10 protein-coding genes are annotated in these 13780 nt (G+C 64.3%); 5 read left to right on the forward strand and 5 right to left on the reverse strand.

Annotated features, from left to right (window positions below; translation table 11 throughout):
• Positions 1–124: 124 nt before the first annotated feature.
• The gene (locus H6718_02680; GenBank protein MCB9584271.1) at positions 125–595 is read left to right on the forward strand and encodes a VOC family protein; all 471 of its coding nucleotides are present in this window, start codon (positions 125–127) and stop codon (positions 593–595) included.
• Between the two features lie 40 nt (positions 596–635).
• On the opposite strand, the gene H6718_02685 is transcribed toward H6718_02680, so the two are convergent.
• Together H6718_02685 and H6718_02690 are read right to left on the reverse strand one after the other, a co-directional pair.
• A complete protein-coding gene (locus H6718_02685; GenBank protein MCB9584272.1) occupies positions 636–1751 on the reverse strand; it encodes a hypothetical protein in 1116 nt (371 codons plus the stop codon).
• A gap of 159 nt (positions 1752–1910) precedes the next feature.
• Positions 1911–2204 (reverse strand): septum formation initiator family protein, encoded by a 294-nt coding sequence (locus tag H6718_02690; GenBank protein ID MCB9584273.1) that lies wholly within the window; start codon positions 2202–2204, stop codon positions 1911–1913.
• A 349-nt stretch (positions 2205–2553) separates the two neighbouring features.
• On the opposite strand from H6718_02690, the gene H6718_02695 reads away from it, so the two are divergent.
• From H6718_02695 to H6718_02710, 4 genes are all read left to right on the forward strand, one after another.
• Entirely contained in the window at positions 2554–7863 is a 5310-nt protein-coding gene (locus H6718_02695) for a tetratricopeptide repeat protein (protein MCB9584274.1), read from the forward strand.
• 114 nt (positions 7864–7977) lie between these two features.
• Complete coding sequence (locus tag H6718_02700) at positions 7978–8655, forward strand: RNA polymerase sigma factor (GenBank protein ID MCB9584275.1); 678 nt, start codon at positions 7978–7980, stop codon at positions 8653–8655.
• A 1-nt stretch (position 8656) separates the two neighbouring features.
• Positions 8657–9169 (forward strand): hypothetical protein, encoded by a 513-nt coding sequence (locus H6718_02705; GenBank protein ID MCB9584276.1) that lies wholly within the window; start codon positions 8657–8659, stop codon positions 9167–9169.
• Positions 9162–10541 (forward strand): hypothetical protein, encoded by a 1380-nt coding sequence (locus H6718_02710; GenBank protein MCB9584277.1) that lies wholly within the window; start codon positions 9162–9164, stop codon positions 10539–10541. The genes H6718_02705 and H6718_02710 overlap by 8 nt, the downstream gene beginning before the upstream one ends.
• A gap of 151 nt (positions 10542–10692) precedes the next feature.
• On the opposite strand, the gene gspN is transcribed toward H6718_02710, so the two are convergent.
• Genes gspN through pilM form a run of 3 tightly spaced genes read right to left on the reverse strand, consistent with a single transcriptional unit; the run spans position 10693 to position 13771 of the window.
• Positions 10693–11733, reverse strand: a complete 1041-nt coding sequence (gene gspN / locus H6718_02715; GenBank protein ID MCB9584278.1) for a type II secretion system protein GspN — start codon at positions 11731–11733, stop codon at positions 10693–10695.
• The gene (locus tag H6718_02720; protein ID MCB9584279.1) at positions 11730–12308 is read right to left on the reverse strand and encodes a hypothetical protein; all 579 of its coding nucleotides are present in this window, start codon (positions 12306–12308) and stop codon (positions 11730–11732) included. Before H6718_02720 ends, gspN begins: the two co-directional genes overlap by 4 nt.
• Positions 12305–13771 carry a pilus assembly protein PilM gene (pilM, locus tag H6718_02725; GenBank protein MCB9584280.1) on the reverse strand — a complete coding sequence of 489 codons (1467 nt, stop codon included), beginning with the start codon at positions 13769–13771 and terminating at the stop codon, positions 12305–12307. The genes H6718_02720 and pilM overlap by 4 nt, the downstream gene beginning before the upstream one ends.
• Positions 13772–13780: the final 9 nt, after the last annotated feature.

Genomic DNA, 13780 nt, shown 5'->3' on the forward strand with positions numbered 1-13780 from the left:
GTAGCTCGGACCAGCGTGCCAGCTGTGCGACCTCCGCCATATGCCGCGTCTTTTTGGTTTCGGCGCGGCATGAGCGTGCGCTGAGCTGGACCCCCAAGGTGAGCCGAGCTACACCCCGCGCGTCATGACGAGTCGTCCGTTCCGAGTCCTAGGCGTACAACAGATCGCAATCGGCGGCGCGAGCAAGAGCGCGCTGCAGAAGCTCTGGCTCGACGTCTTCGGTCTAAACAAGATCGGTGAGTTCAAGAGCGAGCGCGAGAACGTCGACGAGGACATTGCCGTCTGCGGCAAAGGGCCCTTCAAGGTCGAAATCGACTTGATGCAGCCCATCGATCCCGAGAAGAAGCCCAAGGTGAACGAGCCTCCGCTGAACCACATGGGTCTGTGGATCGACGACCTTCAGGCAGCCGTCACGTGGCTCGAGGCTCAAGGCGTCCGCTTCACACCTGGGGGCATCCGCAAGGGCGCAGCGGGTCACGACGTATGCTTCATCCACCCCAAGGGCAACGCGGACTTTCCGCTCGGGGGTGAGGGAGTGTTGATTGAGTTGGTGCAAGCGCCCGCAGACGTGATTGCGGCCTTCGACGCCCTGTAGCAGGCCAAGGTCGTCGCGCCGCGCGCGCGGCTCGGGTGCTTCAGCCCTTGAGCTTGCGATCCATCAGGATGCGCTCGAGTGCTTCGCCCGCAGCGCGAACGAAGAGCTCCGCACGACGCGTGATGCGACCGCTGTCCTGCACCAGGGTAGACACCACGACCAGCGCAACTCGGGCGCCAACCAGCACGGGCTGTACCAGCACCTCCCCCAGAGGCTGCTCCAAGAGCTCTGCGAGGCTCGCGTGCGCGAGAGTCTGCGGTAGCTCCCCGAGGTAGTACCCCGCCTCGCAGGCTGTAGCCACGACGCTTGGCCTATCCGCGGGGATCCGGAGTTCAGTCAGAGCGTTCTCTGCCATCCCGCGAGCAGCGGCGCGCCCCACGTACTCATTTCCACGCAGGGCCAGTACGACCACCCGCGGCGAGAGCGCTTCGAAGCCACGAGTCAGGTGCTGCACGACTTCGTCAGCGCTCGCCGACTGCATGAGCAACGTGAGCACCTGTTCGTCGTGCAGTGCTGCCTGTTCTTCGCTTTGCACGTACGTGGGGCTCGCAGGCGGGTGCAAGCTGTTGCGAGAGCGACGAACTAGGGGGATGGCCGCGTCAGATGGTGGGCGCGCCTGGCCATAGTCGTGGGTCTGGGGCACAGGCGTCCCTGGGGGTGGCCCAAGGTCGGGCAGCCTCGCGCGGTGCACTGGTGCGATGACGCGCTCGGGCCTTGCGACCTGAGTCCCGAAAGCCGGCGTGCGCTCAGAGTGCGGGGTACCACGTGAGACCCCTTTCAGCGCGCGCACGAGCTCGCTGACGCTCGCTTGCAGGACTCGCACGGGAACCCCCAACTGATGGGCGAACTCGCGGGCGACATGTGGGTCAAGCGGATCGGCGGTCGCGACGTCCACGGTCTGTGTACGTGGATCCCGTCGAATGGGAACGGCTAACAAACGCTCACACATTCCGTACGGAACCTCTCGGAGCACATCCTCAGCGACCACCACGCGCTTGATGGTCGGCACGCTCGCGCGTTCCGCGGCACGGAGCAGCAGCTGTTCAACTCGTGGCTCTCGCTCGACGAGCACCGAAAGGAAGGACTCACCGCGATTGACCCAGCGGCGCAAAGCCTCCTCGATGGCGTCCACCGGCACCGAGCCGGAACGAGCCAATCTGCGCGCGAGGTCTACGGACACCACTAAAGAATCGACGACTACCGGAGCCGGACGCAAGCGCTCAAGCTACGGCGCACGAGCAACCGGGATCGTAGGTACAGCGCGCCCGGCACCGACTCCCAGCCGGACACTCCAAAAGCTCGTACGGCGCGGGAGCTACTTCGAGAACTGATAGACGATTTCGGTCTGTCGCACCAAGCCAAGCTCGTCTCGCGCCACCTGCTCGACCGCGGTGGGGTCCTGCTTGATTCGGGCCTGCTCCGCTCGCAGTTCGTGGATCTCCTGGCTGAGCTTCGACACTTCATCATCCACCTCGGCACGCTCGGCGCGAAGCCGGTCGAGGCGCGGAAGCCCTTCTGGAGACAACATCAGCCAGGGCACGGAAACCGCCGCCAACGCCAAGATTGCGATGGGAAGCACGCGCTCGAAGAACAGCTGACGATGCAACATCCTGCATGTCCTCGCTCAGCGCGTGGGCGCGGGCCAAGTTTGTCGGGGAACTCGATGCTGCTCTCGCCGCAAGTCTTCAGGCTGACTGAACGCCCTCTCGCGAGATGATCCGGAGTCTCACTCCACCGCCGTGAGCCGCCGTCGGCCAACGGTTCAGGTGTCAATTCCCAGGGCGTTTCGCTATGATGCGCCGCCTTGGGCGCCACTAGCCAAACACCCGATTGCTGAGATCGTCAGCCCCAACGTTCACCCACGGATATGCAGAGCGCCCCACTGGGACGCTTCCGCGGGGGAGCCGCTGGCCAACCTCTCAACGCGCGTCACCCCGGAACAATACAGCATGGTCGAGATGGACATTCTGCGTGCGGAGCTAGAACGACTGTTCGAGCTCGATGAAATCATCAACCTCACGCGCGGCGTGCTGGGGATCGAGCCAGAGGCGGTCGGTGGAACCGCCGCCAAGGGCTCGTTCGTGCGCGCCCTCACTGAGCATTGCGCCGAGGTCGACGCGATCGAGGCGCTGTGTGACGCCGTGCTCGCGACCAAGGAGGAGACGAGCCCCAAGCTGAGTCAGATCCGCGTCCACGGGCTGTCTCAGCCGGAGGAGCTGGAGCTGGGAAAGGCGTTCGGGGATTTCCAGCTGACGCGCAAGCTTGGCGAAGGCCGACTGGGAGTCAGCTATGTCGCTCGCAGGGGCGACCAGGACTATCGCCTCAAGGTCATCCGGCGCGAGGCAACGCGCGATCAACGGGGACTGATGCGTTTCCTTACGGTAAGCCGGTTGATCGCGCAAACGGATCACGCTGGTTTGCCCACTGGTCTCGAGGTCGGCGAAGTGGACGGGCGGCACTACGTCGCCCATCATTTCGTGGACGCTCAGCCGCTGGCAGCGCGCATCGAGCGGACCGGTCCGATGCACATCAACGAGGCACGCCCCCTCCTGCAGGGCATCCTCGAGCCGCTGGCGGCACTGCACAAGAAGCGCATCGCCCATGGCGACTTGCGACTGGAAAACGTCCTGGTCTCCCGCGGTAGCGACGGAACCAGCCGCCTGGTGCTGCAAGACGCGGGCTCCGACCGTCTCCGGGCTCGGGCGCGCGTGAACAGCGGGCAGCGGGAACTCTTCAGCACCGTAGGCTCACCCAAGACCGTTTCGCCGGAGCAAATCCGTGGCATGGGCGCGGACCCTCGGGCAGACGTCTACTCCTTTGGTGCTCTGCTGTTCGAAGTACTGAGCGGCAAGCCGCCCTTCGAGGCGAAGACCGCGATCGACGCGGCGATCGGTCACCTCAAGCAGGAACCGGTCGCTCCCAGCAGCGTGGCACCTCGGGGCTGGGTGACGACGGAGCTCGACGAGTTCGTGCTCAGATTGCTCAACAAGGACCCCGACAAGCGGCCCGCCGACGCGAAGGTTTTGCTCGAGGCTCTCGAGACGCTCGGTCGAGGCAGCATGGCCAAGCGCGAGCAAAAGATCGACGACGCCGAGCTCGACGAACGCATCGATGCGCTGGTCGCTGACCCCGAAGACGCGGACGCTGCGCTGGCCCTCGAAGCGGCCGTCGAAGAAGGCGCCGACGCAGCACGAGTAGCCGAAGCGTTCAGCATGGCCGCTGACCAACTGGAGGCAAGCGACAAGGACCAGAAGGAAGCCAGGAAGGGTCTCCTTTTCCGCGCGGCAAGGCTCTACGAGCACGCGAAGACCGACGACAAGGCGGAGCAGGTATACGTCTGGCTCACTGAGCTCGACCCGACGGACGACATCGCCGTCACCGGGCTAGAAGATACGCGGCGACGCCTTGGCAAATACGAGGAACTGGTCGAGATGTTGCTCGCACGCTCCGAGGGCGCGGAGAGCCGCACCGAGCGCGCGCGGGCCCTGGCGGAGATCGGCCACCTGTACGCCCACGAGCTCGACGATCACGAGCAGGCCCTGGTCGCTTACACCCAGGCCTACTGTGAAGACGCCGAGAGCGACGAATACGCCGACCAGATCGAGAAGCTCGTCGGCTCCAACACAGAATCGTGGAACGAAGTCCTCCACACCTGTAACGAGGCAGTCGCCGAGGACCTGCCGCAAGAGGTGAAGACGCTCCTGCTCCTGCGTATGGGCAAGTGGTACGCCGAGGGCGTCAGCCGTCCAGACCTCGCCCTCCCCTGCTACCAGGCGGTGATCGCGAACGAGCCAGCCAACGAGGCCGCCCTCGACGGCATGACCCGCATCTACCGCAAGGCCCAGCAGTGGCCAGAACTCGGGATGGTCCTCACGCGGCGCGCCGACGCGGCGCCCACACCGGCGCGCTCTCGTGACTTCCGCGCGGAAGCCGCAGAGATTCTGGAGCATCAGCTCGGGGACACCGGCGGCGCGCGTGATTTGTACGAACAAGTCCTGGCCGAGGATCCAGGACACGCCAAAGCCAGCGAGGCGCTGGCGAAGATCTACGAACGCACCAACGACTACGCGGGTCTGGTGAAGATCTTGGATCGCCGCGCCGACGCCCTGCGGGGCGACGAGAAGCTGTTCGTGATGTGCCGCGCGGCAGAGATCCACGAGGATAACCTGCGCGATGAAGCTGAGGCGACTCGCCGCTATCAGACGGTCCTCGAAGAGGACAACTCGAACTTGGACGCGCTGCGCGGTCTCGATCGCCTGCTGAGCAAGGCCGGCCGGTACCAGGAGTTGCTGGAAAACCTGGCCCGCCAAATCCAGCTCGCGGCGACCCCGCGCCAGAAAATCACGCTGCTGGAACGTGTCGCCGGTATTCACGACGAGGAGTTCCTCGATCACGCAAAGGCCACGGACGCGTGGGAGGCGGTGCTCAAGATCGATCCCGCCCACGAGTCTGCGTTGACTGCGCTATCCCGGCACTACCGCGCGCTCGATCGCTGGGAAGACCTGGCCGAGCTTTATGAGCAGCACCTGAAGCTCGTGACCGACCCCGGACGGCGCGTTGAGCTGGCACTCGCACACGGTCGAGTGTTGAGCGAGCAGATCGGGAGCCCCGAGCGGGCGACCCACGCTTATGAGCGAGTGCTCGAGGTCGATCCCGAGCACGCCGGAGCCCTCGAGGCCCTGGCTCGGTTGCGTGAATCCAGCGGTGACGCTGACGCGGCGCTGGACGCAATCGAGGCCCTGGCCGCAAAGGCAAGCTCACCCGAAGCCAAAGCGGAACAATACATCCGCGCGGCAAAGCTCCTCGAAGGACGCGGCGATCGGGACAGCGCTATCGAGCGCTACAAGCTCGCCCTGGACGCGAACCCGAAGGACAGCACCGCCGCCGCAGCACTGCGCGAGGCATACGCGGCGCGAGGCGACGCCAACGCGGCGATGCAGCTGCTTCAGCGAGAGCTGGAGCAAACCGAGGGCGACCGCGCCAAGGCCAAGCTCGCCGCCGAGATGGCAAAGCTGGCTCGCGACCGCCTCAAGGACGAGGCGAAAGCGGAAGACGCCGCGAAGAAGGCTCTTGGCTTCGACCCCACGAACTTGGTGGCGCTCAGTATCCTCGGTGACCAGGCGTTCGCCGCAAAGCGCTTTGTCGAGGCCGCCACGCATTACGAGCTCGTCGCTAACCGCGCCGACTCTCTAGAGAAGGCCGAAGCGACGCGCATCCTCGTAAACTTCGTCGATGCGCTGAGCCAGAGCGGCTCCACGGAGAAGGCCCTGGCCCCGATGGACACGCTACAGCGCATCGCTCCCGACGATCGTGAAGCGCTGATGCGAGTCGCACGCGTGACCTTCGAGCACGGCGCCCCGGCGCGCGCCTACGAGATGTACACAGACCTGCTCGCGCGTTTCGCCAAGGACCTCTCGGATCACGAGCACGCGGCAGCGCTCTATCGCCTCGGTGAGTCCGCCCGCCGACTCGGAAAGCTGGACGAAGCGAAGGCACCTCTCGAAGAAGCCCTGGACCTCAATCCGTCGGACCTCACCCCCATGAGCTCCCTAGCCGAGTTGCTCTTGGAGAAGGGTGACTTCCAGGCGGCACTGACCATCAAGAGTCAGCACCTCGAGGCGGTCGAGGGTGACGAACGCGTGCGCCTGCTAATGGAGATGGGCGATATCGCCTCGGAGAAGCTCAACGACCGCACCCAAGCGGCCAAGAGCTACGTCGCGGCGCTGGAGGAGAAACCCGACGATCGCCGTCTGCTCACGAAGCTGATGCAGCTCTACAGCGAGGAAAAGGACTGGGGAAAGCTGGTAGAAGTGGTGCTCCGTCTCGCCGAGTTCGTCGACGACTCCCGCCAAAAGGCGAAGTACATGCACACCGCAGCTATCGTTTCCGGACGGCAAATGGGCGATGTGGATCGCGCAATCGAATACTACGAAAGAGTCCTCGAACTCGACCCGGAGATGGGCAAGGCGCTGACCGAGGCCATCGAACTCCAGCGGCAGCGCGGTGACCACGAGGCGGTCGAGAAGCTCTTGAAGCGTCGCCTGAAGCGCGCTTCCGAGAAGAAGGACACGAAGACGCTACTCGAGACCTTTACTGAGCTTGGAGAGCTCTACGAGAAGCAGCTCGGGTGGACCGACAAGGCAATCGATGCGTTCGAGGCGGCCCACACCCTGGATCCCGAGAACAAGGAGCGCAGCGAGCTGCTCGCGAATCTCTACGCCTCGGATCCGCACAAGCACCTCGGCAAGGCCGTAACGGCGCAGCTTGCCATCTTGCGCCAGAACCCCTACCGCCCCGACTCCTACAAGCTCCTGCGGCGCCTCTACACCGAGGTCAAGCGCGCAGACGCGGCGTGGTGCTTGTGCCAAGCGTTGTTCGTAATGAATCTCGCGGAACCAGATGAGGAGCGCTTCTTCCGCCGCATGCGTTCGGAGACGCCCGCGCACGCTCAGGACGCCTTCAACGACGAGGACTGGTTGGGACGCGTGTTCCACAACTTCGCGGACCCGCTGCTGACCAGCGTGTTCGCCCTGATCGAACCCGCCGTCATCCTCACCCGTGGTCAGAGCTTCGTGGATCTCGGATACGATCAATCTTACCAGGTGGACCTCGCAACGGACCCTTACCCGATGAGCCAGACGCTGCACTACGCCGCCGGCGTGCTCGGGATGCAGGCGCCCCCGACGTTCCACAATCCCAACGACCCGGGCGGGCTGTCGTTCCTTCACGCTCACGCGCCGTCCATCGTGCTCGGTACGGCCGCGCTCAGCGCCGAGGTCCCGCCGCAAGCTGCTGCGTTCATTGCCGCTCGCCACCTCACGTATTTCCGCCCAGGAATGTACGTGCGACACCTCGTACCGTCCGGTACTGGCCTCAAGTCGTGGCTGTTCGCGGCGATCAAGCTCAACGCGCCGCAGTTCCCGGTTGCGCCCTCCTTGGAGGGCCCGGTGCGCGACTCGATCGAGGCGCTGGAGCGACACCTCTCGGCTCAGGCCCGCGACCAGCTCGCTCGCGTGGTCGCGAAGCTCCTAGAGAGCGGCGGCGCGCTGGACCTGAAGCGCTGGGTCGCTGGCGTGGACCTGACCGCCGATCGGGCGGGTCTCGTGGTGTGCCACGACCTCGAGACCGCTGCCGAGATCATCAAGGCATCGGACGAGGCGTCGAGCGCCGTGCCAGCGCAGGAGCGGCTCAAGGAGCTGGTGCTCTACGGTGTCAGCGAGCCGTTCTTCGAGCTTCGGCAGCGCCTGATGATCGGCGTCGATTCCTGAGCCTCGGTCAGAGACCACACAAAAGCCCAACTGGCCTCGGCACTCGCCGGGGCCCTTGGCGTTTTTTCCTGAGCGCGCGAAATATCCCCAGCTCCGGCGCGAAGAGCAGGGGTAATGACCACTTTGACGCTGAATTCGCCCTGGCAGCTCCCAAGCTGGCGCGAGTGTTTCGGCCCAGTGTTCTGGGCGCGGGGCGAGGAGCAGCTCGAGGCGCGACCCTCGCGACCCGCTTGGGATACCCTCGACGGCGCCCGAGCTGCCATGAGCACGACCGCGCCGCCGCCGGAGGACGCTCCAAGTCCTGAGTTCAGCCGAGCCCTGGCTGAACTCAGGCCCGCGCTCCAAGGCTATATTCGACGCCGCCTGGGACCAGGCAGCAATCACGCCGACGTCGAGGACTGCCTGAGTGAGACGTTGCGCCGCGCCCTGGAGGGACGTCACAAGCTGCGCTCCCTCGAGGACTTGAGCCGCTGGGCGTTTGGAATCGCACGCCACGTGACCATCGACCGCAGGCGAGGCGCCTCGCGCGAGGTTGTGCTCGACACGACTACTGATACGGCCTGGGACGGCGCCTCCCCCGAGTACGAATTGATAGACCGCCGTCGCAAGCAAGCGCTGCTGGTGGCCCTCGAGACGTTGCCCGCTCAAGAACGGCGCGCTCTGATATTTTTCCACGCAGAAAATAAAAGCTACAAGGAAATCTCGCAGATGCTTGGCGTGCCCCTGGGCACCGTCTGCACCTGGATCGCCCGAGCGCGCAAGCGACTCGAGCAAGAGCTCATCGAGGCCTGATATGATCGAAGACTCACTACCATTCGACCTGGACGAGACGGGTCACCTCTCGGAAGAGGCGATTGTCGCGTGCGCGGACGGGCAGCTCGACCTGGTGACTCCGCTGGTGCTTCAACACCTGGACGGTTGCGCGGCTTGTGGCGACCACGTCAGCAATGCCGCAGAACTCAGCTTCAGGTTTGACCTCGCGCTAGCACCCGAAGCGGAAGAGCTCGCGACTGCGCTCGCGCCAGCCAGCCGCGGCGTCCCTAGAGCGGCACTCGCCGCCGCGCTGCTCTTGGCGGTGGTTGGCATACTGCCAAGTGCGCTTGGCTCAGCGTGGTCCGTCAATCTACGTCCGTTGTGGCAGGCGACCCAGGTGACGCTGCGATCGCTACCGCAGCTCATGAACTCCGTGCGCGCGGAGAACCCCCTCGGTTCGCTAGCGCCGTTTCTGCTGGCCGTGCTCTTGATGGCCATTGGAACGGCAATCGCGCTTCGTCAGACCATTGCCACGAGGAATCAAAATGCTTAGTCGAACCCTGATTCGCCGACTCGGCAGTGTCGTTGCCAGCGTCGGTCTCCTGACGCTCTCTGCCGGCAGTGTCCAAGCAGAGGTGGAGAAGGCCGGGAGCTGGCCGGATTCTTCTCCGAAGGTCTCGCTCTCCCTTTCCCGCGCAACTCGCTCCGAGGCGCTTCACCAGCTCGCTGAGGCTGCACACTGGAACGTGATTTATCGTGGTCCCGAGGGCCAGCCAATCGATCTACACGTGAAGCAGCTGTCCGCGGACGACGTGATGCAAGCGCTCTTTGCCGACGCGAATTACCGTGCGGAACGCAAGGGCGACTTCATCACCATTCTTCCGCTCGCGGAATCTCCCGCACCTAGCGCGGCTGCGGCTATCGCTGCTCCCAGCGCTGCGGCGGCGCCAAGCGCGACTCAAGCTGCGCCGGAGCCGCCGGAAGTGCCCGCGGCGGCAGCGCCGGCAGAGGTCACCCCACCCGTACCGCCGATACCGCCCAGTGTTGTCGAGCCACCTGCCTTGAGTGCGGACACGCCAGCCGAGGCAGCTGAAGGCAAAGATCGAGTCATCACCGGCAGCTCGATCCGCATCGAAAAAGGCGAAGTCGTTCACGATCTGACGGTGATGGGCGGCAGTGCGGAGGTCTTCGGCACGGTTACCGGCGACCTCACCGTGATGGGCGGACGCGCGGTACTACGCCCCGGAGCGCGGGTCGGAGGCGACGCCGCGGTGGTTGGTGGCAACTTGGAGCTCCAAGACGGCACCGAGGTTGGCGGCGACGTTGGTGTGATGGGCGGCAAGCTCAGTCAGGCCAAGGGCGCGAGAGTCTTGGGTGAGGTCCAAACGAATCGAACAAGTGGCGACATCCACGTGGACGGCGAGGAGAGAGGAAAGACCATGGGATTGATCGAACAAATCGGGTCAGCGCTGACCAAGAGCGCGATGCTCTTCGTCTTCGGTGTCGTGCTGATGGCGCTGGCCACACGGCGCATGGATGCGCTCAGCCAGGAGGTCACGCTGCGCCCGATGCGAAGCTTCGCCCTTGGCGTAGTCGCCTGGCTGGGTGCCTTGATCGGCTTCATCGTGTTGTGTGTCACCCTGATCGGGATCCCGATCGCGCTGCTTGGAGTGCTCGTCCTGACGTTCGTCAGCTACGCGGGGATTTGCGCGGTTTTGCAGACCCTTGGAGGAACGTTGGTACAGCACCGCACGAAGAACCCGTACACACACCTTGCCGTTGGCTGCGCCGTGTTCCTCCTAGTTGGTGCCATTCCCTGGCTCGGTGGCTTCTTCACCTTCGCCGTGGTCACCATGGGCTTGGGGGCGGCGGTTGCGAGTCGCAAGCTCAGCCTGCGCCTCCGGTCGGCAGACGCTGCCGCCTAGCGCTTGGTCAGCAACGCCGCAGCATGGTCGCCCGTTCGCGCCTCCGGACGCGAAATCGAATTGTTACTTGTTCGCGCCTCCCGGGCGCGAAATCACAGAAAGCCCCGCACGACTACGAGCGGGGCTTTCGCTGTTCTTGAACCGCCGGAGTTCACTTCCGCTGCAAGACGCTGCCGCCCTTGAGCCGGTTGCGGATCGAGTTGCCCCGCAATGATGCGCCACCGCTCGCCGGATCGAATCGAAGCTTGCCGACGGGCCCACTCAAGCGCCAAGCGTAGGAGCCGTCCGGCTTTTTCGCTCGCTTCACCTTGGGATCCAAGTCAAGAACGCCCGGAGGGCCACCAGGCTTGCCGAGGAGCGCCGCGGTCATCTCGTTCTTGTTTCGGTAAGCGTCCTTGAACGAGAAGCTCAGAGTCATTTCCGCGAGGGAACTATCGAAGGGGTCTCGCAGCTTGATCTTTCCAGCGGCGTCAACCTTGATATCCGTACCGTCGCACTTCAGCTCGGACACCGTCACGGTGCCCGCCGCGGCCTCAGCTTTCAAGCTCAAGGTTCCCGCCTTGATCTCAGGTAGCGCGATGGTGTCGCGGATTTTCGTCTTTCCGTCGCCTACTCGTAGACCCTGGACCTCGAGATCGACGGTGCCGTCGGCTTCCGCAAGCTTTCCACCAGGGATCGTCAGATCCACGCTACCAGTCATCGAGCCTTGCATCGGGATCCCGATGGCTGCCTGGACGAACGGCAGCTTGTCTACACCGAGATCCGCGACCTCGATGTGGATGTGCTGCGTCCCGTCCTCGTTCCCGTAGGTGCCCTTGATGGTGCCGTCGAACGCCTCTGCGTCGAACGACACCGACGTGTCGCCGACGATCGCGCTCCAAATCGACGCACGCGCGGTCGCGCGGGTGATCGAGAAACGCTCGGCCTTCCCCAGCTTGCCGTCTTCTTTGACCTTGGGTTGACCGACCAGCTCCACGTCCTCAACCTCGACGCCGCTAAGCCAATAGGTGTCTAGGTCCCCGATGCGCAGCGTGAGCGGGTTCTCGTCGGTCTGCCTAGCGTTGAACTCCGCTTCGATCTTGGCTTTGGCGCGATCCGTGGGCAGCGTCAGGTAGAGGAATACGACCAGCGCGAACAGGTAGAAGAAGGGGTAGCCTACCCACTTCAGGATCTTTTTCCCGCGGGGGCTCATCCTTCTTCTCCCTTGGGCTCAGTGCCAGGGGTCTTCTTCTCTGGCGCCTTGCGGTCGAAAGCGGACACCGTCATCGACACATCGTACTGGTCCGGCTGCGCTCCGCTGCGGCGTACGTTCAGCTTGCTGATCTTCACCGGGTAGCCCGAGCGCTCGATGGATTCCATGAACTTCGCCAGCGGGAGCATCCCCACCTTGCGCAGGGTGATGCGCGTCGAGCGTTCCTCATATAGCTTACCGTGGGGAACCGTCGCCTGGTCTTGGCTCTCGGGGATGTCAACCTTGTTCTGCTTCGCGAGGCGATCCAAGAAGCCCGCTAGGGCGGGCGTCGTCTTCGCGTAGCGCTCGACCACCGCGTCTTGATTGGCGGAGCGAGCGGCGTACTGGGCACGTCCCTCGCGAATCGAGCGAATGGCGCGCTGCAGCGCCTCGTTGTCATCTCGCTTGGTGCCAACCGCGCTCGTGATCAGTGCCGGAATGCCAATCAGGATGAACACACCGAAGACCGCCATGAGCACCATCGCCAGCCGACGCTCGCGGGGTTCCAGCTGTGCGAAGCGTTCGCCGAGGGTCATTTCTCGCCTCCCTCTTCCTTCTTGGCAGGCTTCTTAGGTCCACCATCTTCCGGACAGGCGACATCGAACTCGAGCACGTACTTCTGACGATCGCTGTTCACCACCTGGGTGATCTTCGAGACCTTCACGTCCTGAAAGCATGCGTGCTCTTTGAGCGTCGAGGAGATGTTCTGCGCTTCGTCGGTTGAACCGACGATCGCGTTCATCTTCACCTTGCCGCGCTGCATGTCGAACTCTTGGATGTCGTGAGTCACCGTGTGTGGCACCGCCTTGCTGATCTCCACGATCACATCGAACGCGTCAAAGTGCGGCATTGGGTCGTTGTCTTGCTTGCCTGGCCCCTTGTCCAGGAGCTCCTGCACGCGATCGGGCTCTGACGTCTCTTCGCCCAACACCTTCATCGAGATTTCACCAAGCGCGCTGCGGAGCGCGGTGTTTTCTTGGTTTAGTGAGCGCATCTCCGCCCAGGTCGAGAACACGAAGAAGACGAAGATCGTCGCGAACAGCCCACTTAGCGTCGGCGCCTTTTCCCTGAGGAAAGCAAAGCCGCTTTCGTAGCCCAGCCCGCCTTGACGGAGGTTGAGGTCTCGAGCCTTGCCCCGAAGCCCAAGGGCAATGCCAACCGCTCGCGCGAAGCGCGGCAACGCGGCGAGCTGATCGGGGGTCGCGTTCTCCAGAGTGAGCCCCGGCAGCACCTCGACCGGAGTACCCAAGTGATAGGCCAGAAACTCTGCGGCGCCCGCTGGCAACGTTCCGGTGAGATAGACGACTTCGACGCTCTGTCCGCCCTTCGCGAGCCACGCGGTGAGGCTCTGCCGAAGTTCAGCCGCGAGCGCTTCCGCGCCTTCCGGGAGCGTTCCCACGCCGCGAGACAGGGTGCGCGCGAACACGGGCAGTCCGCCCTCCATCACCACGAAGTCCGTATGGGAGCCGCCGAAATCTACTACGGCAGCGGGGCGCGCCCCGAGCACGCTGGGGACCAGCTCCACCAAATTCGAGAGCGGAAGCGCACCAGCGGAGACGCGCTCCGGTTCACGGCCAGTCGCCGTTTTGACCTGGGCGATTACCGAGAGCACGTCGGTCTCTCGTGCCGCCACGGTCAAGACCTCTGCCGTCGGCTCGCGGGTCGCAGCGGGCGGCCGGAAGTCGTAGACGACCTCCTCGATGTCCAGTGGAAGCTCGGCTTCCAGCTCGAACGGCAGCACATCGGAGAGCTGCTTGAGCGCCGTAGCCGGCACGCGGATGCGGTGCACAAACGCCTTTTGACCGTCGATGGCCACGGCAAAGTGCTCGCCCGCGTGGAGCAGCGGCATGAGCGCCTGGCGCAGCGCCTCCGCGGGATTGACCGCTTGGGCCACATCCACCTCGGTCATTTGCTCGAGCTCTACCGCACGGTAACGCGTGCGCAGGAGCACTGCGCGCACGTGGGTGTCTCGGATGTCGATGCCTACGATTCTGGCCATGTCGTTCTA

This window comes from Polyangiaceae bacterium (assembly GCA_020633205.1).
Classification (GTDB): Bacteria; Myxococcota_A; Polyangia; order Polyangiales; family Polyangiaceae; genus JAHBVY01.